This window comes from Nonomuraea solani, assembly GCF_900108335.1.
In the GTDB taxonomy this organism is placed as follows: Bacteria; Actinomycetota; Actinomycetes; order Streptosporangiales; family Streptosporangiaceae; genus Nonomuraea; species Nonomuraea solani.
In genome coordinates, this window is record NZ_FNVT01000020.1 from 218060 (window position 1) to 239102 (window position 21043).

At 72.1% G+C, this 21043-nt stretch carries 17 protein-coding genes; 8 read left to right on the forward strand and 9 right to left on the reverse strand.

The annotated features are described in order from the left end of the window. Positions 1–146: 146 nt before the first annotated feature. Positions 147–491, forward strand: coding sequence for an RNA polymerase-binding protein RbpA (locus tag C4V41_RS47360; protein WP_103962598.1), 345 nt, complete (start codon positions 147–149; stop codon positions 489–491). Between the two features lie 334 nt (positions 492–825). Next, positions 826–1440, forward strand: coding sequence for a YwqG family protein (locus C4V41_RS47365; RefSeq protein ID WP_103962599.1), 615 nt, complete (start codon positions 826–828; stop codon positions 1438–1440). 10 nt (positions 1441–1450) lie between these two features. On the opposite strand, the gene C4V41_RS47370 is transcribed toward C4V41_RS47365, so the two are convergent. From C4V41_RS47370 to C4V41_RS47385, 4 genes are all read right to left on the reverse strand, one after another. Next, positions 1451–1963, reverse strand: a complete 513-nt coding sequence (locus tag C4V41_RS47370) for an FxsA family protein (RefSeq protein WP_103962600.1) — start codon at positions 1961–1963, stop codon at positions 1451–1453. A gap of 109 nt (positions 1964–2072) precedes the next feature. Then, positions 2073–2822, reverse strand: a complete 750-nt coding sequence (locus C4V41_RS47375) for a polyprenol monophosphomannose synthase (protein WP_103962601.1) — start codon at positions 2820–2822, stop codon at positions 2073–2075. Beyond that, a complete protein-coding gene (lnt, locus tag C4V41_RS47380; protein WP_235030827.1) occupies positions 2822–4648 on the reverse strand; it encodes an apolipoprotein N-acyltransferase in 1827 nt (608 codons plus the stop codon). Before lnt ends, C4V41_RS47375 begins: the two co-directional genes overlap by 1 nt. A 629-nt stretch (positions 4649–5277) precedes the next feature. Beyond that, positions 5278–7506, reverse strand: coding sequence for a HelD family protein (locus C4V41_RS47385; protein ID WP_235030828.1), 2229 nt, complete (start codon positions 7504–7506; stop codon positions 5278–5280). A gap of 330 nt (positions 7507–7836) precedes the next feature. Here C4V41_RS47385 and C4V41_RS47390 point away from each other — a divergent pair, with 330 nt between their 5' ends. The 6 genes from C4V41_RS47390 to C4V41_RS47415 are packed head-to-tail and all read left to right on the forward strand — an operon-like array spanning position 7837 to position 14435. Continuing rightward, positions 7837–9033: an ROK family transcriptional regulator gene (locus C4V41_RS47390; RefSeq protein ID WP_103962642.1), complete on the forward strand. Its 1197-nt coding sequence runs from the start codon at positions 7837–7839 to the stop codon at positions 9031–9033. Between the two features lie 22 nt (positions 9034–9055). Next, positions 9056–10408: an ABC transporter substrate-binding protein gene (locus C4V41_RS47395; protein WP_103962603.1), complete on the forward strand. Its 1353-nt coding sequence runs from the start codon at positions 9056–9058 to the stop codon at positions 10406–10408. 10 nt (positions 10409–10418) lie between these two features. Then, positions 10419–11306, forward strand: coding sequence for a carbohydrate ABC transporter permease (locus tag C4V41_RS47400; protein ID WP_235030829.1), 888 nt, complete (start codon positions 10419–10421; stop codon positions 11304–11306). Next, the gene (locus C4V41_RS47405) at positions 11303–12196 is read left to right on the forward strand and encodes a carbohydrate ABC transporter permease (RefSeq protein WP_103962605.1); all 894 of its coding nucleotides are present in this window, start codon (positions 11303–11305) and stop codon (positions 12194–12196) included. The genes C4V41_RS47400 and C4V41_RS47405 overlap by 4 nt, the downstream gene beginning before the upstream one ends. Further along, positions 12193–13452 (forward strand): 6-phospho-beta-glucosidase, encoded by a 1260-nt coding sequence (locus C4V41_RS47410; protein WP_103962606.1) that lies wholly within the window; start codon positions 12193–12195, stop codon positions 13450–13452. The genes C4V41_RS47405 and C4V41_RS47410 overlap by 4 nt, the downstream gene beginning before the upstream one ends. Further along, entirely contained in the window at positions 13452–14435 is a 984-nt protein-coding gene (locus C4V41_RS47415) for an N-acetylglucosamine kinase (RefSeq protein ID WP_200824726.1), read from the forward strand. The genes C4V41_RS47410 and C4V41_RS47415 overlap by 1 nt, the downstream gene beginning before the upstream one ends. A 33-nt stretch (positions 14436–14468) precedes the next feature. Here C4V41_RS47415 and C4V41_RS47420 read toward each other — a convergent pair whose 3' ends face one another. The 5 genes from C4V41_RS47420 to C4V41_RS47440 form a co-directional block, all read right to left on the reverse strand. Then, positions 14469–14945, reverse strand: a complete 477-nt coding sequence (locus tag C4V41_RS47420; RefSeq protein ID WP_103962607.1) for an Lrp/AsnC family transcriptional regulator — start codon at positions 14943–14945, stop codon at positions 14469–14471. 23 nt (positions 14946–14968) lie between these two features. Next, entirely contained in the window at positions 14969–15562 is a 594-nt protein-coding gene (locus C4V41_RS47425) for a GTP-binding protein (protein WP_103962644.1), read from the reverse strand. A 257-nt stretch (positions 15563–15819) separates the two neighbouring features. Beyond that, positions 15820–16686: a terpene synthase family protein gene (locus C4V41_RS47430; protein WP_103962608.1), complete on the reverse strand. Its 867-nt coding sequence runs from the start codon at positions 16684–16686 to the stop codon at positions 15820–15822. Positions 16687–16923: 237 nt separating this feature from the next. Beyond that, on the reverse strand, positions 16924–20100 hold the full coding sequence (locus tag C4V41_RS47435) for a helix-turn-helix transcriptional regulator (protein WP_103962609.1): 3177 nt from the start codon (positions 20098–20100) through the stop codon (positions 16924–16926). Between the two features lie 96 nt (positions 20101–20196). Next, positions 20197–20952 (reverse strand): protein phosphatase 2C domain-containing protein, encoded by a 756-nt coding sequence (locus tag C4V41_RS47440; RefSeq protein ID WP_103962610.1) that lies wholly within the window; start codon positions 20950–20952, stop codon positions 20197–20199. Between the last annotated feature and the right edge of the window lie 91 nt (positions 20953–21043).

Genomic DNA, 21043 nt, shown 5'->3' on the forward strand with positions numbered 1-21043 from the left:
CGCCTGATCGGCGATCGTGTGAAGAACTGAGGGCCCAACCGCGATTGGATCACCCCGCGGATGGGAATCCCATCACGGTACCAAGCGTTAGACACCGTGGGAGACAGTCCCCCCACGCAAGGGGGCCCTGTAGGAGGCATTGAGACATGGGCGAGCGCGCGCTTCGTGGCACCCGGCTCGGGGCAACCAGCTACGAGAACGACCGTAACACGGATCTGGCACCGCGCCAGGACGTGTCCTACACCTGTCCTAAGGGCCATCGTTTCGAGGTTCCGCTTGCCGCCGAAGCCGAAATCCCCGCGACCTGGGAGTGCCGCATGTGCGGCGCGACCGCGGTGCGCGTGGACGGCGAGCAGCCGGAGTCGAAGAAGACGAAGCCCCCGCGGACGCACTGGGACATGCTGCTGGAGCGGAGGTCGATCGAAGACCTTGAGGAGGTGCTCAACGAGCGGCTCGCGGTATTGCGGGCTCAGCGTCGTAAGAGCGCCTGACAACTTCTCACGGTGAGAGACCCCCGGGCACTGCCCGGGGGTCTTCTTTCCTGCGCCGGCTCCCCGCACCTGGGTGAGCCGGCGCAGGCGATTCACCACACGGCCGCCCCAGTTCCAAGGGCAGCACCAAAGGCCGCACTGAAGGCGGCCGGAGCACGGCCGGAGCCCGAGCCGCGTGCACGGCCGACGCGAAGACCGGCGCGAGGGCCGGGACGCGAAGATCGGCGACAGTCGGCGTGAGGGCCGGGGCGGCGCCGTCGGGCGGTTCCTGGGTGGGGAGGGGCGGGAGTTATGATCTCAACCGCCGTGTGCCCCGCGACCGCCAGGAGTGCTCATGTTCCAGCCCGGCGCCCCGCTGGAGTTCGTCCCCGCCGACGGTCCCGTCCGTGAGCCGGTGACCAAGCTCGGCGGGCAGCCGGTGTGGCTGGAGGAGCCGCAGTGGCCGCTCTCGGGCGCCACCGGCGAGCCCATGCAGTTCCTGGGCCAGTTCACGCTCGGCGGCGGCCGCCTCGCCTACGTGTTCATGGGCGACGAGGAGTACAGCGGCGGGACCTTCGAGCCCGAGGGCGGCGAGAACGCGGTGGTGATCCAGCCGGGCGGCCGCGTACCGGACCATCTGACCGTACGGGCGCGGGCCGCCGGCCCGGCGGCGTGTACGGACCACCTGCCGCGCCTGGCGCAGACCCGCACGTCGGTGTTCTTCGGCGGCCCCGGCGTGGAGCCGGACTGGATTCACGAGGAGCGATACCCGGGAGAGGGCTGGAACCTGCTGGTTCAGCTCACCTCGGAGCTGGCGGACTGGCTGCCGTTCGAGGGGCTGGCCGAGCACGGCGTGAGCGAGGAGGTCGAGCCGTGCCACTACACCTGGGGCCGCAGCGGGTGGGGCACCGCCTGGGCCTTCGTCTCGCCGGACGGCAAGGAGGGCCGCTTCCTGTGGGACTGCGTATGAGCCGCCGATCCTAGGAGTCGCGGTCGTCTCTGATGACCTCGCCGTGCACCACGCGGCCGCCCTGCGGCGCGCCGGTAGTGCCGCCGCCAGTGCCAGGGTCAGCACCGGGGCCGGACGGTGTGGGGAAGAGGTGCGCGTATGGTGAGGCCGCGGCCATCTTCTTGATCCGGCGGTCGAAGAACCACGAGCCGAGCCGACGCATCATCGGCCGGGTGAACGGCAGGATGCACAGGAACCCGAACACGTCCGTGAAGAAGCCGGGCGTCAGCAGCAGCGCGCCGCCCACCAGGATCAGGCCGCCGTCGGCCAGCTCGCGGTCGGGCATGCGGCCGGACTGCAGCGCGTCCTGCAGCGCCCGCCAGGCGCGGCGCCCCTCGCGGCGTACCAGCCACGCCCCCAGCAGGCTGTCGGCGATCAGGAGAGCCACCGTCGCGGGCCCGCCGATCACCGACCCCACCTGGATGAGCAGCCAGATCTCCAGGACGGGGACGACCAGGAAGGCCAGGAAGAGCAGGAGCCGCATCGTTTCCTCGATTCCGCACACGCGCGTTACAGCAGGAACAACGCCCGGAGTGCCGGATGCGTTCCGGGCTCGGCCTCAGGGATTCCCCTGATTCCGCACCCGGGGCCGTCTAGTCGCGGCGGCCGCTCTTGAGCCGCTTGGGCAGCCCCGTGACGCCCCACAGCCCGATCCGCCACAGCGCCTCGGACATGACCTTGCCGCTCATCTTGCTCTTGCCGACCGTACGCTCCACGAACGTGATCGGCACCTCCACCACCCGCAGCCCGTGCCTGGACGTGCGCAAAGTCAGGTCGACCTGGAAGCAGTAGCCCTGCGACTCGACCCCGGACAGGCCCACCTTCTCCAGCGTGGCGGCGCGGTAGGCGCGGAACCCGGCGGTCGCGTCGCGTACCGGCAGGCCGAGCATGACCCGGGTGTAGACGTTGGCGCCCTTGGACAGCAGTTCGCGCCGATGCGGCCAGTTGACGACCTTGCCGCCCGGCACGTAGCGGGAGCCGATCGCCAGGTCGGCGCCGTCGGCCAGCGCCTCCAGCAGCTTCGGCAGCTCCTCGGGCTGGTGGGAGCCGTCGGCGTCCATCTCGACCAGGACGTCGAAGCCCTCGTCCAGCCCCCAGCGGAACCCGGCGATGTAGGCGGCGCCGAGCCCCTGCTTGCCCGGCCGGTGCAGCACGTGCACCTGCTCGTCGTCGCTTGCGAGTCCGTCGGCGATCTCACCGGTGCCGTCGGGGCTGTTGTCGTCGGCGACGAGGACATGGGCGTCGGGTACGGCGGCGCGGATCCGTTCGACGATCATGGGCAGGTTGTCGCGCTCGTTGTAGGTCGGCACGACGACGAGCACCCGGCCGAGAGTCTCCATCATCAGCCTTTCCTCATCCGATCGCCTGGCCCCCTGCCCTGCCGCCTGCCCTGCCAGGCGGCGACTCCGGCCGCCGCCGCCCCCATCAATATCAATGCCCATTCAGGGAGAGCGCCCACCTTGGTGGCGATCGTTTCCCGCGTGCGTACGGGCACCTTGACCACGTTCATGTCCGCGACGAGTTCGCGGGTCTGCCAGGAGACCTTACCGTCAGGCGTGACATAGGCGGAGATCCCCGTGGTGGCGGCGGTCACGACGGCCCTGTTGTGCTCGACGGCGCGCAGCTTCGACATGGCGAGCTGCTGCGTCGGCAGGTTGGACAGGGCGTAGCTGGCGTTGTTGGTCTGCACCACGATCGGGGTGCCGCCCGCGCGCACGGTGTCGCGCACGGTGTCGTCGTAGGCCACCTCGTAGCAGTTGACCGCGCCGACCGTGACCGGCCCCAGCTTCAGGTCGCCGGGCTTGTCACCGGGGACGGACTGCCGGCCGACCAGACCGGCGCGCTCCCACAGCGCCAGCACGATCTCCTTGAACGGCGTGTACTCCCCGAACGGCACCAGGCGCTGCTTGTCGTAGTAGTCGCCCGCGCCGGTCACCGGGTCCCACACGAGGCTGCGGGTGGCGCGCTCCTCGGTGCCGATCGACACGACGGCCCCGACGAGCGTGGGCACGCCGACGTCCGTGACGGAGTCCTGGATGATCTGGCGGGCGATCTCGTCGCGGTAGGGGTCGATGTCGGTGGAGTTCTCCGGCAGGACGACCACGTCGGGCTTGGGCAGCTTGCCCTCTCGTACGGCCTGCGCGAGGCGTTTGGTCTCGTTGGCGTGGTTCTTCAGCACGACGGCGGGCTCGTCGCCGAGCGCGTACATGCCCCGGCCGGGGACGTTGCCCTGGACGATGCCGACATTGACGGTACGGCCCTCGTCGCCCGCCCTGGGCACCGCGAGCCCCAGCACGGGCACGGCCAGCGCCAGCGCGACCGGCAGCGCCACCGACAGCCCCAAGGCCCGGGGCCCGAGGGCGGGGCGGAACGTCAGGGCCGCGTAGGCGAGCAGCGCGCCGCACAGGGCGACCGCGAACGACACCAGCGGCGCTCCGCCGAGGGCTGCGTAAGGGGTGAACAGCGACTCGCCCTGGCTGAAGGCGACCCGCGCCCAGGGGAACCCGCCGACGGGCACCAGGCCGCGCGCCCATTCCATCGCCACCCACAGCGCGCCGAACCACAGGGGCCACGCGGGCAGCCTGAACACGAGCGCGGCCAGGGCGGCCAGGACGGCGTAGAACACACTCTCGGTGGCGACCAGCATGATCCAGACGTCGTCGCCGATGGTGCGCACCCAGGCGAGGGTGGGCAGCAGGAACACGACGGCGGTGAGGTAGCCGATCCAGGCGGCCCGCCGGGGACGGGCGCGGTAGAGGGAGGCGACGATCAGGCCGATCCCCAGGGGCGCGCACAGCCACCAGTCGAGCGGCGGGAAGGCGGCGAAGAGCGCCAGCGCGCCGGCCGCTCCCGCGACGAGCCGGGCCAGGAGCACCCACCGCGACTCGCCCGCAGGCTGAACGGCACCCCGGCCACCACCGGCCGGAGCCGCACCACCCGAAGCCGCCTCAGAGCCGGTCCCGGACGTGGCCTCCGCACCAGTACTGGGCGCGGGATCGGGGCTGGCGTGTTCGATGGGCTCGGCCCGCGATTCGTCGCCGACGGCCGCCGTTCCGGATACGCCGGGGACCGATGTGCCGGGAGCGGGCTCGGCGCTGGCGCCGGACGTGGGCTCGGCCCGCGATTCGTCGCCTGCGGCCGTCGTTCCGGAAGTGTCGGAAGCCGACATGTCAGAAGCCGGCGTGTCAGAAGCGTCGGCGGCCGAGTTTCCGGAGGCGCCGGTGGCCGGCGTGCCGGAAGCGCCGGAAGTCGACGGGCCGGAGACGTCCGTGCCGGAGGCCGCCGGGGCGGAGTCGGGTCCGGCGGTGGGGGTTAGGCCCAAGTTGTCCTGCGCCACTCCGGGTCTCCTCGCCACTTCGCACGCCTGCTTGCGAAAACGCTACCGCCCCCGGACCGCGCTCATGCCAGCACGGCACCCGAAGATCGAAAAAAAGCGCGGCAGGGTGATCCCGCGACCGACGGGATCACCCGGCGCAATGGCGGTCCACGGCGCACGGGAGCGGGAAGAGGGCCCGGAAACCCTTCGGACCGGACCCGTCTCGTCGGCGGCGAGCGCGGAATTCCGTTGTCTACTGGGCTCCCGGACCCGTCCCGGGTCCAACCCCCCGCCCGGTTGGGGTGCCCCGACTCGACGGACCGACGGCCCTGCACCTGGCTGTGTGGACGAAGTCACGCTCCGTCACGGACGCAGGATCCGACGATGTCAGAGACGGCCAACCGGCCAAGTCCCGTGCTGGACTGCGCAGCAAACTACCGACTCCACCTCAGATGTCAACCGTGTCCCGATCAGCAGAAACATCAAGTTTCCGCAGGTGGGGCAGGTCGGACGGGTGGTTGCAAAGCAGGTCGAAGCCCATTGGAGCGGCTCGCCAGGCCCTGCAGAGCCGGTGACAGCGGCCGCCCGTGAACGACCCCCAGCCGTTGCGTGGCGCGTGTCAGAGCAACATACAGGTCGCTGGGCCCTCGTGGCGACTGAACGGCGATGAGGTCGGGTTCGGCCACGATCACCGAGTCGAATTCGAGCCCCTTCGCGTCCGTCACTCCCATCACCGCCACCGGCGCGTCGAGGGCCTCGGCCCCCTTCGCGCGGCCCGCCTCGGGGGACACGACCACGGCTCCGGACACGGCGGCGGTGATCTCCGTACCGAGGGTGGACAGGAGGGCGTCGGGCACCACCACGGCGACCTTGCCGCCCTCGCCGACCTCGGCCTTGACCAGCTCGGGCAGCGCCGACAGCGGCGCCGACCACGGCTCCACGCCCAGCTCGCGCACGGACGTGGGCGCCTGGAGCGCGGGGTCGATGGTGGCCAGGACGCGGGCGGCCACCGCCATGAGCTCCACCGGCGTGCGGTAGTTGACGCTGAGCCGCTCCTGGCGCCAGCGCCCGGCCACGTACGGATCCAGCGACTCCGCCCACGACCGTGCCCCGGCCGCCGAGCCGGTCTGCGCGATGTCGCCGACGATCGTCATCGACCGTGTCGGGCAGCGGCGCATGACCGCCCGCCACGCCATCGGCGACAGCTCCTGCGCCTCGTCCACGATCACGTGCCCGTAGGCCCAGGTGCGGTCGGCGGCGGCGCGCTCGGCGGTGGTCAGGTAGGGGCCGCCGCCGCGCTGGCGCTCGGCCAGCCGCTCGGCCTCCATGACGTCGGACAGCCCGGTCAGCTCCAGGACCTCGCGGGCGTAGGCCAGCTCGGCCTCGCGCTCGCTCTCCTCGGCCTGCCGGGCGGCGGCCAGCTCCTCCTCGGCCTGCAGGGCGCTGGCGCGCAGCACGTGCTCGTCGATGTCGCCGAGCAGCTCGGCCGCCTCGTCCAGCAGCGGCACGTCGGCGTCGGTCCACTGACCGCCGTCGCGGCGCAGCAGGGCCCGCTCCTCGGGGGTCAGGGCGGAGGCGGCGTGGTCGAGGCGGTCGGCGGAGCCGTACAGGCCGAGCAGCAGCCGTTGCGGCGTCAGGTACGGCCACAGCCGGTTCAGCGCCGCCTTGACCACCGGCTCGGTGCGCAGCTCCTCGCGCAGGTCGGCGAGTTCCTCGTCGTCGATGAGCCCCTTGCCGATCTTGCGGGCCTGCTGCCGCGCGAGCGCGTTGAGCAGCGAGCGCACGAAGACCGCGCGCGCCTGGTTGTGCGGCCGGCGCGAGCGGGTGGCCTTGTTCTTGGCCCCCTCCAGCATGGAACGGTCGATGGTGAGCGTGATCCGGCCCACGGTCAGCTCGATCGGCTGGCGGGGCACCTTCTGCCGGTCGCGCACGGCCTTGGCGAGCACCTCGGCCATCCGCAGGCCGCCCTTGAGCGCGGCCACCTCGGGCCGGTCCCTGGCGGTGGCGGTCACGCCCGGGTAGAGCTCGCCGACCGTGGACAGCAGCACGTCGGTCTCGCCGAGCGAGGGCAGCACCTGCTCGATGTAGCGCAGGAACGTGAGGTTGGGCCCGAGGATGAGCACTCCGCGGCGTTCGAGCCGCTCGCGGTGGGTGTAGAGCAGGTACGCGGCGCGGTGCAGGGCCACGACGGTCTTGCCGGTGCCGGGGCCGCCCTGGACGACCAGCACGCCGTTGAGGTCGCTGCGGATGACGCGGTCCTGCTCGGACTGGATGGTGGCGACGATGTCGCGCATGCGGCCGGTGCGCCGCTCGTCGAGCGCGGCCAGCAGCGCGGCCTCGCCGTTGAGCGTGGCGCGGTCGTCGTCGGTGAGCGAGTCGAGGTCGAGCAGGTCGTCGTCGACGCCCACCACGGCGCGGCCCTTGGTCTGCAGGTGGCGGCGCCTGGTCACGCCCATGGGCGCGGTCGAGGTGGCGCGGTAGAACGGCTGCGCCACCGGCGCGCGCCAGTCGATGAGCAGGCGTTGCTGCTCGTCGTCGGTGAGACCGATCTTGCCTATGTAGAGCCGGCCCTCATCTGAGTGATCCAGCCGGCCGAAAACCAGGCCGCGCTCGACCGCCCAGAGGCGTGCGAGGCGGCCGGCGTACATGTCGGCGAACGTGTCGCGCTCGGACCTGTTCTGCATCGTGCCGACCGCGCCCGCGGCCAGCACCTCCTTGAGCTGCCGCTGGGTCCGCTCGCGCAGCGTGTCGAGGCGGTCGTAGAGGCGGGTGACGTACGCCTGCTCCTTGGCGACCTCTGTTTGACGAGTTGCCGCCTGACCATTATTGTGGTTAATGGGACACTCCGGGCCATTCTGCTTGTTGTTGCGACAAACGACGACATTAGCATGCCTGTCGAGGCACTCTCATCACTTTCTCTCTTCCCGCGTTCGGTCACGTCTTGGTTTCGTCCCTTGACCGTGACCCGCGGGTCTTTTTATGGTCATCCCGAGTTAGGAAAGTTTCCTAACCCTGACGAAACCCCTGATGAAGGAGTGACCGTGAGCGGTCCGGTGCCGGGGACCCCCAGTCTGCTACGTGCCATCAATGATCGCGCGGCCCTGCAGGCGCTCCTCGACCGGGGGCCGCTGACCCGGCCGGAGATCGGCGCGCTCACCGGGCTGTCCAAGCCGACGGCCTCCCAGCTCCTCGCCCGGCTGCAGGAGGCCGGGCTCGTCGTGCTGGACGGCATCAGGGAGGGCCTGCCGGGGCGTACCGCGGAGGTCTACCGGATCAACCCGGCGGCCGCGTACGTGGGCGCGCTCGACGTCACCCCCGACCGCATCGAGGCCAAGATCGCCGACCTGACCGGCACGATCGTGGGCGAGCACACCCTGCCGACCCCGCGCCGGCCGCACGGCGAGCTGGTGGACCGGCTCAACGCCGCGCTGCTCGGCACGAATCCGCCGGACAAGCTGCGCCGCGTCGTGATCGGCGTGCAGGCCGCGATCGACCCGACGACCGGCCGGCTCGGGTACGCCGCCGCCAAGGACGTACCCGGCTGGCAACTGCCCGACCTGGTGCCCACGCTGAGCGCCGGGCTCGGCGTCCCGGTGGACGTGGAGAACAACGTCAACCTGGTCGCCGTCGCCGAGCAGGCGCACGGCGCCGCCCAGGGCCACCGGGACTTCGTGCTGCTGTGGGCCGACGAGGGCATCGGCTCGGCCCTGGTGCTGGGCGGGCGGATGCACCGGGGCGCGACCGGCGGCGCGGGCGAGGTGGGCTACATGCCGACCCCGGGCGCGCCGACGGCCCGCGAGTCCGGCCGTTACGCCAACCACGGCTACCAGGCGCTCACCGGCGGCCCGGCCGTGCTGAAGCTGCTGCGCTCGTACGGCGTGCGCGGCGGCGACTTCCGTACCGCCGTCGCCCACGCCGTACGGGCGGCGGACGGCGACGGGCAGAAGGCCGACGACGCCAGGGCCGGGCTGCGCGACATCGCCGCCCGCCTGGCCGTGGGCCTGGCCGCGATCACCTCCGTCGTGGACCCCGGCCTGATCGTGCTGACCGGCGGCATCGTGCTGTCGGGCGGCGAGACCCTGCGCGAGCTGGTCGAACACGAGCTGCACGCGCTCACCATCCCGCAACCCCGCGTCCGCCTGTCGAACGTCGAGGGCAACCCGGTCCTGGCCGGCGCCCTCGACCTCGCCCTCGCCGCCGTACGCGACGAGGTTTTCGGCTCCACCGTTCCGTCATGATCCATGGCAGGAGGCACCCCCCGTGCGCTTCGTCCCCCTGGCGGTCGCCGCGGCACTCGCGCTGACCACCGCCACCGCCTGCACCGCCGGCCGGGAGGCGGGCCCGTCGCTCGGCGCCCGCCCCTCGAACCCGGCCGGCCAGGGCACCCCGTCGGCCCAGAACCTGCCGGCGGCCACGCTCGAACTGTGGCACGGCTTCTCCACGGACGCCGAAGTCAAGGCGTTCGAGCAGGCCATCGCCGGCTTCAATGAGAAATTCCCGCAGATCACCGTCAAGGCCGTCAAGGGCGTCCAGGACGACCAGATCACCCAGGCCATCCGCGGCGGCCGGGCGCCGGACGTGGCGGCCTCGTTCACCACCGACAACGTCGCCCAATGGTGCAGGTCGGGATCGTTCCAGGACCTCACGCCGGTGATCGCGCAGGACGGCGTGGACCTGTCGGTGCTGCCGGAGGTGGCCCGCGCGTACACGCGGTTCGACGGCAGGCAGTGCACGCTGCCGCTGCTGGCGGACGCGTACGGCCTCTACTACAACAAGGCCTTGATGAAGGGCGAGCAGCCGCCCAAGACGCTGACCGAGCTGACCGCGCTGGCCAAGAAGCTCACGGTGCGCGACGCGAACGGCGAGATCAAGGTGGCCGGTTTCATCCCGGGCGTCCAGTACTACGAGAACAGCCCCAGCCACCTCGGCCCCATGGTGGGCGCGAAGTGGTACAACGACGACGGCACCTCCGCCATCGGCTCCGACCCGGCCTGGAAGGAGCTGCTGACCTGGCAGAAGGAGCTCGTCGACTGGTACGGCTACGACAAGCTGGAGAAGTTCAGGAAGAGCCTGGGCGACGAGTGGAGCGCCGAGCACCCGTTCTTCAAGGGCAAGGTCGCCATGATCCTCGACGGCGAGTGGCGCAACGCCATGATCGCCAATGACGTGAAGGACCTCGACTACGGCACCGCTCCCCTGCCGGTCGCCGACGCCAAGCCCGACCTGTACGGCAGCGGCTTCACCGCCGGCACCGTGATCGGCGTCCCCAAGGGCGCCAAGCACCCCCAGCACGCCTGGGAGCTGATCAAGCACCTGACGATGGACACCGGCTCGCTGGTCACCCTGTCGAACGCCCTTCGCAACGTGCCGACCACCAAGGCGTCGATGGCCTCCCCCGACCTGGCCAAAGACGCAAATTTCGCGACATTCCTGGAGATCTTCGCGCATCCGAAGACCTCGACCCTGCCCGCCAGCGTCAACAGCGTCTTCAACCAGGAGGCGTTCGCCACGTTCATCGCCAAGTGGGAGAAGGGCGGCGTACCGGACCTCGACGCCGGGCTGAAGGGCGTCGACAAGCAGATCAACGACAAGCTGAAGCTCTCCGGGGGCTGAGGTGACGCGGTTGCGCCCCCTCGTCTGGCTGTCGCCGTGGCTGGCCGGCGTGTCGATCTTCTTCGTCTACCCGCTGCTGGCCACGGTGTACTTCTCCTTCCACCGCTACGACATGTACACCCTCGAGTTCATCGGCCTCGACAACTACCGCTACCTATTAGAGGACCCGAGGGTGGCGACCTCGGCGCGGAACACGCTGTGGCTGGTGCTCATCATGGTCCCGGTCACCCTGCTGTTCTCGCTGGCGCTGGCCCAGCTCGTGGTCAGGCTCAAGACAGGGGCGGGCCTGATCCGGACGATCTTCTACCTGCCGTCGCTGGTGCCGGCGGCGGCGGGCACGATCGCGTTCGTGTTCCTGCTGAACCCGTCGGGGCCGTGGAACCGCTTCCTGGGCCTGTTCGGCGTCCACGGCCCCGACTGGTTCGGGGATCCGGCCTGGTCCAAGCCGAGCCTGACGCTGCTGTCGCTGTGGGGCTGCGGCCAGCTCACGGTGATCTTCCTGGCGGCGCTGCTCGACGTGCCCCGGCACCTGTACGAGGCCGCGGCCATCGACGGCGCGGGACCCTGGCGCCGGTTCCGCAGCGTGACCCTGCCCATGATCGCGCCGGTGCTGATGTTCGCCCTGGTCACGAACGTCATCTACGCCCTGCAGTACTTCACCCAGGCGATGATCGCCTCCCGCGTCGCCTCGGGCGTGACCGACTCTGCGGGCAGCACGTTCTCGCCCGGCTACCCGGACGAGTCGCTGCTCACGCTGCCGCAGTGGTTGTTCCAGGCCGGGTTCCGCGACTACTCCATGGGGTACGCGTGCGTGCTCGCGCTGCTCCTGTTCGGCACCTCGATGATCTTCACGCTGATCCTGCTGCGGCAGTTCCGCCGGGCCGAGGAGGGCTCATGAGCGCCACGATGACCGCGCCGCCGCGCCCCGTCGCGCGGACGGCGCGGCGCGACGGGTCCAGGGCCCGCAGGCGGCGGGCGCTGCTCTGGATCGCCACGCACGCGCTGGCCATCGCGCTGGCGCTGATGTTCCTGGCCCCGGTCGTCTTCATCGCGCTGACCGCGCTGATGACCGACGAGCAGGCGCTGACCAGCGACCTGTGGCCGCGCGCCTGGAACTGGGAGAACTTCGCGGAGGTGATCGAGAAGTCGATGCTGCTGCGGTGGGCGGGCAACACGCTCATGTACGCGGCCCTCGGGACGCTGTTCACCGTGGTGTCGTCGGTGCCGGTCGCCTACGCGCTGGCCCGGTTCCGCTTCCGGGGGCGGCGGGCGGCGTTCCTGCTGGTGGTGACGGCCATGATGCTGCCGCCGCAGGTCGTCGCGGTGCCGATCTACCTGGTCTGGGCGCGCCTGGGGCTGACGGACAGCCTGTGGCCGCTGATCCTGCCGCTGCTGCTCGGGGACGCGTTCTCGATCTTCCTGCTGCGGCAGTTCCTGCTCACGATCCCGGCCGACTACACCGACGCGGCCAAGGTGGACGGCTGCTCGGACCTGATGACCCTGCTCAGGGTGATCCTGCCGATGGCCCGCCCGGCGATCGCGGCCGTGGCCCTGTTCCAGTTCTTCTACTGCTGGAACGATTACTACGGGCCGCTGCTGTACGCCGGCGTCGAGCAGGAGAACCTGACGCTGTCGCTCGGCCTGGCCACCTTCAAGGCGTTCCACAGCGTGCAGTGGAACCTGACCATGGCCGCCACGCTGCTGGTGACGGCACCGGTGATCATCGTGTTCTTCTTCGCCCAGCGCGTGTTCATCGAGGGCGTGACTTTGACGGGAGTGAAGGGTTGAAACTGGCCGTGGTCGGGGGCGGCTCGACGTACACGCCGGAGCTGGTCGACGGGATCGCGCGGTTGCGCGAGGAGTTGCCGGTGACGGAGCTGGCGCTGATCGATCCGGACGCCGGGCGCCTGGAGCTGGTGGCGGGGGTGTCGCGGCGGATGCTGGCGCACGCCGGGCATCCGGCCCGCGTGCTGGCCACGTCGTCGGTCGCCGAGGGGGTGGCCGGGGCGCGGGCGGTGCTGTTCCAGCTCAGGGTGGGCGGGCAGGCGGCCAGGGAGGTGGACGAGACGCTGCCGCTCCAGTGCGGGTGCGTGGGGCAGGAGACGACGGGGGCGGGCGGGCTGGCCAAGGCGCTGCGCACGGTGCCGGTCGTGCTGGAGCTCGCCTCGGTGGTGCGCTCGCTGGCCCCCGAGGCGTGGATCGTGGACTTCACCAACCCGGTCGGCATCGTCACCAGGGCGCTGCTCGACGCCGGGCACCGGGCCATCGGGCTGTGCAACGTGGCGATCGGCTTCCAGCGCCGGTTCGCCGCCTGGCTCGGCGTCGATCCCGCGCGGATCTCCCTGGGTCATGTGGGGCTCAATCATCTGAGCTGGGAGCGGGCGGTCTTCCTCGACGGCGAGGACGTGCTGCCGGCCGTTCTGCGCGAGCGCGGCGCGGAGATCGCCGGGAGCCTGGGCCTGCGGCCTGAGCTGCTGCGGCGGCTCGGCTCGGTCCCGTCCTACTACCTGCGCTACTTCTACGCGCATGACGCGGTGGTACGCGAGCAGCGGACGAAACCGTCGCGGGCGGCCGAGGTGGCGGCCATGGAGGCGCGGCTGCTGGAGCTGTACGCCGACCCGGCCGTGGTGACCAAGCCCGAGCTGCTGTCCCAGCGGGGCGGGGCGTTCTATTCGGAGGCGGCGGTGGCGCTCGTCGCGTCGCTGCTCGGCGGCCGGGGCGACACCCAGGTGGTGAACGTGCGCAACGCCGGCACGCTGCCGTTCCTCGGCGACGAGGCGGTGATCGAGGTGCCCGCCGCGATCACCGCCTCCGGGGCCGTGCCGCTGCCGGTGCCGCCGGTGGAGCCGCTGTACGCGGGGCTGATCGCGAACGTGTCGGCGTACGAGACGCTGGCCCTGGAGGCGGCCCTGCACGGGGGCGCCGACCGGGTACGCGACGCGCTGCTGGCCCATCCGCTCATCGGGCAGGACGAGATCGCCGAGGAGCTGACCGGGATGCTGCTGGCGGCCAACCGGGCGCACCTGCCGTGGACGGTGGGCTAGTGGGGCGCGCCCGGCTCGTGCTGGCCGTGGACGGCGGCAACAGCAAGACCGACGTGGCGGTGGTGTCGGAGCACGGCGAGGTGCTCGCCACGGGGCGTTCGGGGCCGTTCGAGCCGCAGCGGCGGGGGGTGGCTGCGGCGGTGGACGTGGTCGAGGCAGCCCTGGCCGGGCTGCCGGCCGGTGTGCCCGCGCGCGGGTTCGACCAGGTGTCGGCCTGCCTGGCTGGGGCGGACCTGCCCGTCGAGGAGGAGGCGCTGGCCCGCGAGTTCGCCGCCAGGGGGCTCGGCGGGGACGTGGTCGTGCTCAACGACACGTTCGCGCTGCTGCGGGCGGGCGCGTCGGCGGCGTGGGGGGTGGCGGTGGTGTGCGGGGCGGGCATCAACGCGGCCGGCGTCTCCCCCACCGGCGCGGTGGCCCGCTTTCCCGCGCTGGGGCGGATCAGCGGCGACTGGGGCGGCGGGCACGGGCTGGCCGAGGAGGCGCTGTGGCACGCGGTCCGCGCCGAGGACGGCCGGGGCGCGCCGACGGCGCTGGCCGGGCTGGTGACCGCCCATTTCGGCACGGCGACGGTCGAGGAGCTCGTGCTGGGGCTGCACTTCGGCGAGGTCGACGAGAACCGGCTGCACGAGCTGTCGCCGGGCGTGCTGGCGGCGGCCGGGGACGGGGACGCGGTGGCCAGGGCGCTGGTGGAGCGGCAGGCCGAAGAGGTGATCGTGCTGGCGGAGGTGTGCCTGCGGCGGCTGGGCCTGCTGGAGACGCCGACGGAGGTGGTGCTGGGCGGCGGCCTGCTGCGGGCCCGGGATCCGCTGATGACGTCGCTGCTGGACACGGGCTTCGCGCTCAGGGCGCCGCGCGCCAAGCCGGTGGTGGCGGACGCGCCGCCGGTCATGGGAGCGGCTCTGCTGGGCCTGGAGCGCCTTGGGGCCCCAGAACCGGTCCTGACCCGCCTGCGCGCCCATTACGACCCGTCAGCGGGGCCCTGAGGGCCCAGAGGAGGGCATCGGCGCGGGCCGTGGTCAGACGTGGCCGTCCGGGCTGGGAGGGGGCTCGCCGGCCACGTCGGGGGCGCGGTGCTCGTACGGCGTGCTGAGGACGACCGTGGTGCGGGTCGAGACGTTGGCCGAGGCGCGGATCTGCTGCAGCAGGTCCTCCAGCGCCACCGGCGAGGCCACCCGCACCTTGAGGATGTAACTTTCGTCGCCGGCCACGCTGTGGCACGCCTCGATGGCCGCCAGATGGGCCAGCCGCTCGGGGGCGTCGTCGGGCGCGGCGGGGTCGATCGGCTTGATCGACACGAACGCGGTCAGCGGCAGCCCCACCGCGTCATGGTCGATGATCGCGGCGTATCCGCGGACCACCCCGCGCTTCTCCAGCCGGCGTACGCGCTGGTGAACCGCTGAAACCGACAGCCCGGTCTCCCTGGCCAGGTCGGTGAAGCTCATCCGGCCGTCGCGGGCCAGCAGCGTGACGATCCGGCGGTCGATCTCCTCCATCGGTCAAAGGTAGCCGGTCATGGTCACGACATGGTCCCGACCGGGGTGGCGCCCGTGCGCATCGCGTGCTCGACCAAGGTGATGAGCACCTCCCTGCCCGAATCGCGGCGGCGGGCGTCGCAGCGCACGATGGGGATCTCCGGCTCCAGGCCGATCGCCGAGCGCACCTCGCCGACCGTGAACGGGCTGACGCCGTCGAAGCAGTTGAGCGCCACGATGAACGGCTGGCCGCGCTTCTCGAAGTAGTCGACGGCCGGGAAGCAGTCGTCGAGGCGCCGGGTGTCGGCCAGCACGACGGCGCCGAGCGCGCCCATGGCCAGCTCGTCCCACACGAACAGGAAACGCTCCTGGCCCGGCGTGCCGAACAGATAGAGCATGTAGTCGTTGCGGATCGTGATCCGCCCGAAGTCCATCGCCACCGTGGTCGTGAGCTTGCGCTCGACGCCGGAAAGGTCGTCGACGTGCGTGCCCACCTGGGTCAGCGCCTCCTCGGTACGGAGAGGGCGCGTCTCCGAGACGGCACTCACCATGGTGGTCTTGCCCGCGCCGAATCCACCAGCGACCAAGATCTTGATCGCTGTCGGCAGCCGCCAACGGTCAGAGCGACCGAATTCCATCAGCACCGCCCGAACATCTCCCGCGCATACGCGACCCCGCCCCTGAGGTGCCGTGGTCAGTGGTACCTGTCAAGGCGCGTTGAGTAGGTCGATCCACCTGCCTGGCATCGAGACACCCTAGCAACGCCACATTTTCCACTCAAGTCGCAATCTTTTACAAGAAAAAAATTGTCACGTTTTGTCGTCTGGAGCACCCTTATTCGCCGATCCGGGGTGCCAGGAGTCAAGACTAGCTGTCATCTAATCCGACAAGACCTTTACGTACCGGCCTCGAAGTCCGAAATTCCGCTGAAACCCGTACTGAAGCCGATCTGTCGTCGCAGGTAGACGGCGGTGCGGGGGCTGTGGGCGCGTACCGGCTCGATGAGAGCGTCGGCCTCGCGGGCCAGCGCGGCCATCGCGGTCGTCACCTCGGCGCGGCTGACGCCGAGGGAGAGCACGTTCAGGTCGCCCCAGCTCATGTCCCTGCGGTAGGAGGATACGTCGCCGAGCAGGTGCAGGTAGCGCTGCACCTGCCTGCTGACCGCCCGCAGCTCCTCCAGGTGGTCCTTCGTGTAGTCGTCGGCCGTGTAGATCCAGTGGGAGACGTCCACGAAGCACGAGCCGCGACTGTCGGCGTTGTCGAGATAGCGGGCCAGCGTGGGCAGCGCGTGCGTGTCCCGCCACACCCAGGCCCTGGCCATGCCCGCCAGCATCCGGGCGAGCTGGTCACGCCAGAGCCACTGCAGGTCGTCGAACTCCTTGGCGGTGGCCAGCTCGTCGCGCAGATCGGCCAGGAACCGGGTGACCGCCGACTGCGGCACGGCTCCGTCGGCCACGGACAGGCATTCGCGGGTCAGGCGGTTGACCTGCTCGCGGGTGGTGGCGGTGTGGTCGACGAGCCGGTCCACGGCCACCACCCACAGGGCGGTCCTGTTGACGACCCGCAGCCGGTCGGCCCTGGCCCAGGGCGCGCTGAAGGCGGAGGAGAGGGTCAGGGCGCTGTAGAACTCGGCGTCGAAGACCGCGGCCGGGAACAGCCCGCTGTACATCTGGGCACAGCGCCGCAGGTCTCTGCCGCACTCCGCGGCCAGCGCGCACGTCCTGCCGAGTTCGAACGCCTCGTCCAGTTCGTCGTCCGGCATCCTAGGGCCGCTCGTAAGGCTCGCGGATCATGGCCGACGACCCCCAATACCCAGATTTCCATCTGTTGGAGAATTCTTTCATGATCACGCGCTGCCGATCAAGGTATCAGCAGACTGGCCGATCAGCCCGCTCCGCTGCCTACCGACGACACCTTCCCCCTTTCCGCCCGGCCCTCTTCTCTCCTTCCCGGTTCTCTCTCACCCGACCCTCCCGCCTGGCTTTTCCCGCCTTCGTGCTCACGCGGGACGGCGGAACGCGGCGAGCTTGGCCGCCAGCGCCACCCGGGAGCCGATGCCGAGCTTCGTGTAGATCTTGCCGATGTGGTACTCGACGGTCTTGACGCTGATCAGCAGCTCTCTGGCGATCTGCCGGTTGGTCAGGCCGCCGGCCACGAGCGTGGCGGTGCTGAGTTCCTGCGGCGTGAGCCCGAGCCGTACGGTGGCGGGCGGCTCGAGCCCGCACGCCTCCAGCTCCTGCGCGCACCGCTCGACCAGCGGCCGTGCCCCCAGCCGCTCGAAGATGGCCCGCGCGGCCCCGAGCCGCTCCGCGGCCGCCCTGCGCCGTCCGGTACGCCGCAGCAGCCGGCCCAGGTCGAGCAGCACCCGCGCCTCCTCCAGCGGGCACACCCCGGCCCCGACCAGCGCCAGCGCCCGGCCGAACGCCTCCTCGGCCCGTTCTGGAACGTTCCTGGCGGCGAACACGAGCCCGCCCAGCCTGCCCCGCTCCGCCCTTCTGCGCACGCCCGGCCGCCGCGTCCCCCCGAACGCGACACCGCTGTGCGCGGCCTCGGCGTACGCGGCCCTGCCGAGCACCGCCCCGCCCATCACGGCCACACCGAGCGCGGCCCCGTTGAGCGCGGCGCCGTTGAGCGGGCCACTGCCGAGCACGGCCTCGTCGAAGGCGGCCAGCTCCTGCTCGGCCTCCTCCAGCCGGCCGTCCGCGACCAGCGCCTCGATCCGGCCGGGCCGGGGGTCGGGCACGAACACGTCCAGCGCTCCTTCATCGGCCTGCCCGCCCGACTGCCCGCTCGGCTGCTCTTTCGGCGCTCCACCGCCGGGCGCGTCGCCCGCTCCGAGCAGCGCCATCGCCAGATCCGCCTGCCGCTCCCCCAGGGCGTGGCACATCTGGCGGGCGGCGGCCGTGGCGGCCGTGGCGTGGGCGAGGGCCCGTTCGTGCTCGCCACGGGCCTCCAGGGGCGCCACGCACACCACCTCCAGCAGCGGCCGCAACCACGCCTGGCCCAGCGCCACCGCCTCGGCGAGGGCGTGCTCGGCGCGGACGGCGGCGTCGTCCCAGCGCGCCATGCCGTGCTCGGCGACGGCCAGCAACGCGGTGGCCAGCAGCCGGTGGTGCGGCACCCCCGCCCTGATGCTCTCGGCGACGACCCGCTTGAGCACGGCACCCGCCTGCGCGGGCTCATCCGCGACCAGATGCGCGACGGCCAGCGCGATACCACCGGACTCCACCGCATTACGGGCATCCAGGGGATAGCGGGCGCCCACCGAAGTTGGAGCACCCGTCGGAGTCCGGGCGTCCACCGGATCACGAGCATCCCCGGGATTGCGGGCCTCCGCCGGAGGATGAGCGTCCCCCGGAGTGCGAGCGTCCGGTGGATAGCGGGTGCGGGCCGGATTTCGGGTGTCCGGGGCCGGCGGGTCGGCGGAGTGCGTGCTGGCGCTGGGTGCCCCTCCCAGCGCCAGCACGTCGTGCGGCCTGGCGACCGCGCCCTGGATGGGCTGCTCGATCGCCAGGCGGGCCCAGTCCACCGCCGCCGTACGATCCCCCGTGACCAGGCGCAGCCAGGCCATCTGCTCCGCCACGTCGGCGGCGAATCCGGGTTCCGCGTGCCGCCACGCCTCGGTCAGCAGCTCCGACGCCTCGTCGAAGCGCCCGCGGGCCAGTGCGAGGCGTCCCAGCACGTACCGGCGCACCGGGCGCGGGTCGGCGTTGCGCGCGGCGGCGAGCTCGGTCGCGCGGATCACGTCGCCCCCGATGAGGACGTGTTCCAGCGCGGCCGTACGCAGCTCGTCGCGCCGCGCCGCCGACTCGGTGAGCCCGGCGGCCAGGTCCAGGTGGGCGGCGGCCTCCTGCCACCGTCCGTGTTGCGCGGCCTTGGCGGCGAAGCCGGCCAGCTCCTCCGCCAGCACCTCGTCGGGCCCGCCCGAGGCGGCGGCCCGATGCCGCAGCGCCTGACCGGCGTCGTCGACCAGGCGGGAGGCGGCCAGGTGCAGCCGCGCCCGCGTACCGGCCCCGATCCCGTCGTAGGCGGCGGCCCTGGCCAGCGGCTCGGGGAAGTCGACCAGGCGCCCGGGCAGCTCGCGCAGCAGCCCAGCCGACACGGCCTCCTCCAGAGCGGCCAGCGGCTCCCCGATCCCGGTGGCGACGGCCACGGCCACGTGCAGCGGGCAACTCCCGCCCAGCACCGCACAGGCCGCGACCAGCCGCCGGGTGGCCGGAGCGCAGGCGTGCAACCGGCGCACGAAGGGCCGCGTGTACGTACCGGGCGCCGGCAGCCGTACCCCACGGTCGTCCAGCACAGGGGCGGGCACGGTGGCGAGCAGCGCGCGGGCGTGCAACGGATTGCCCAGCGTGTGCTCCCGCAGCCGCACGGCCGCCGCGACGCTCAGCCCCGCCGCCCGCTCGTCCCCCTCCAGAGCCCCGCTCCCCCGAACGGCGACCGAAGCCGCACTCACGGCCCCCCAGCCATCACCCCCCGAACGACCACTCCCAGGACGACCACCACCCGAACCGCCCCCATCCGGCCGCACCCCGCGAGCGGCCCACGACGAGCCCGCCGAGGCTGCCGGTCCGGGGGCGCTCTCGTCGGTGGCGGGGGCGAGGCTCAGTGCCAGGTCGGCCAGGTCGGAGGCGCCGAGGCCGCCGAGGGCGATCCGGAGCGTGTCGTCGCCGGTGAGCAGCCGCCGCAATCCCTCAGGCAGCCACGGATCGGCGAGGTCCCGGCAGACGACCAGGACGAGGACGCGCCCGGCGCGTACCCGGCGCAGCACGTACCCCAGAGCCCGCAACGACTCCTGATCCGCCCACTGCGCGTCGTCGACCAGCACCGTCAGCGGCGCTCGCCCCTGCAGTTCGCCGATGACGTCGCAGACCGCCTGCCCGGCCGCGCACGGATCCAGGTCCCCGGCCAGCCGGGGGCCGGCCCAGGCCAGGCCCAGCAGGACCGCCTCCTCCGCGACCTGCCGGACGACTCCGAGCGGGAGCTCCCGCTCGCTTTCCTCGCCGCTGACGGCCAGCACCCGCGCGCCCGCCTCCCCGCCGAGCGCGTGGTTGATGAACGCCGTCTTGCCGATGCCCTCCGGCCCCGCGACGACGACCCTCCTGGCGGACCCCCCGCCCGCCGCGCGCAACTCCGCGCGCAGTAGGGCGAGCTCCGCCGTCCTGCCGACGAACATGCGTACTCCCTCCGCCGCCCTCGCACATGCAGAGCACGGGCGGCGAGGCCTGATACACCTCAGGAGCGCCACTTCGCGGCCAAAGCGGGAATACGCCTACGTGCCTCCCAGACGCCCCCAGACGGCGGTCGCGTCGTCGTGCCGCTTCCCGCGCACGGGCCCCCGGGCCACCTCGAGGTCCCGTACGGCGCCGATCACCGCCTCCGGCCCGCGCCCCTCCAGTTCGGTCAGCACGGAGCCCCAGGTCCACCCGTACCAGTCGACGAGCCGCGCCACCCCGTCGGTGAACACGCCGACGCCGCGCACCCCGCCGGCGTCCACCTCGCCGGTGACGCCCTGCCGTGCCGCCTCGGGCCGGGCGGCCGCCACCCAGAACCCGCCCGGCACGTTGCGCATCCGGCGTACCAGCTCCAGCGGGTACGGCCGCCCGCCCGGCAGGCACTCCAGCCGGTCGTCGCTCACCGCGGTCCCCGCCGGGGAGAACGCCACGGAGCAGTCTCCCAGGACGAGATATTCGACCCGCCCGCCCGTGTGCCGCACCAGGGCCACGGTCGCCGACGGCGAGTCGGGGTTGCCGAGGTCGCAGGTCCCCGCGTGCGCCGCCGCCGTGTCCGTGATGGCCGCCTCCAGCAGGTCCGCCAGCGGCGTGCCGTCGCCGCCTGCCAGCCCGGCGGCCAGCGCGCCCCCGAGCCGGCCCACCAGCCAGCGGACGTCGTGGGCGCACCCGGCGTCCACCCCGGGGGCCGCCGTGGCGCCGTCCAGGACGACGATCCACGACGGCCCGGCGATCACCAGGTCCTCGTTCGGCCGCTCGGAGCCGGGGCGGGTGGCGTACGTGATCTCCGCGAACATGACAGCGACCTTCTCACGGCCGCCCGGCGCTAGACGACGACCAGTTCCCGAGAGGTGTTGTTCAGCCGCTCCCCGCCGCTCTCGGTGCACA

Excerpts from the sequence above, each read along its gene's own strand:
- C4V41_RS47360 (WP_103962598.1), top strand. The coding sequence starts at position 147 with ATGGGCGAGCGCGCGCTTCGTGGCACCCGGCTCGGGGCAACCAGCTAC.
- C4V41_RS47365 (WP_103962599.1), top strand. The coding sequence starts at position 826 with ATGTTCCAGCCCGGCGCCCCGCTGGAGTTCGTCCCCGCCGACGGTCCC.
- C4V41_RS47370 (WP_103962600.1), bottom strand. The coding sequence starts at position 1,963 with ATGCGGCTCCTGCTCTTCCTGGCCTTCCTGGTCGTCCCCGTCCTGGAG.
- C4V41_RS47375 (WP_103962601.1), bottom strand. The coding sequence starts at position 2,822 with ATGATGGAGACTCTCGGCCGGGTGCTCGTCGTCGTGCCGACCTACAAC.
- lnt (WP_235030827.1), bottom strand. The coding sequence starts at position 4,648 with ATGTCGGCTTCCGACACTTCCGGAACGACGGCCGCAGGCGACGAATCG.
- C4V41_RS47405 (WP_103962605.1), top strand. The coding sequence starts at position 11,303 with ATGAGCGCCACGATGACCGCGCCGCCGCGCCCCGTCGCGCGGACGGCG.
- C4V41_RS47420 (WP_103962607.1), bottom strand. The coding sequence starts at position 14,945 with ATGGAGGAGATCGACCGCCGGATCGTCACGCTGCTGGCCCGCGACGGC.
- C4V41_RS47425 (WP_103962644.1), bottom strand. The coding sequence starts at position 15,562 with ATGGAATTCGGTCGCTCTGACCGTTGGCGGCTGCCGACAGCGATCAAG.
- C4V41_RS47430 (WP_103962608.1), bottom strand. The coding sequence starts at position 16,686 with ATGCCGGACGACGAACTGGACGAGGCGTTCGAACTCGGCAGGACGTGC.
- C4V41_RS47435 (WP_103962609.1), bottom strand. The coding sequence starts at position 20,100 with ATGTTCGTCGGCAGGACGGCGGAGCTCGCCCTACTGCGCGCGGAGTTG.
- C4V41_RS47440 (WP_103962610.1), bottom strand. The coding sequence starts at position 20,952 with ATGTTCGCGGAGATCACGTACGCCACCCGCCCCGGCTCCGAGCGGCCG.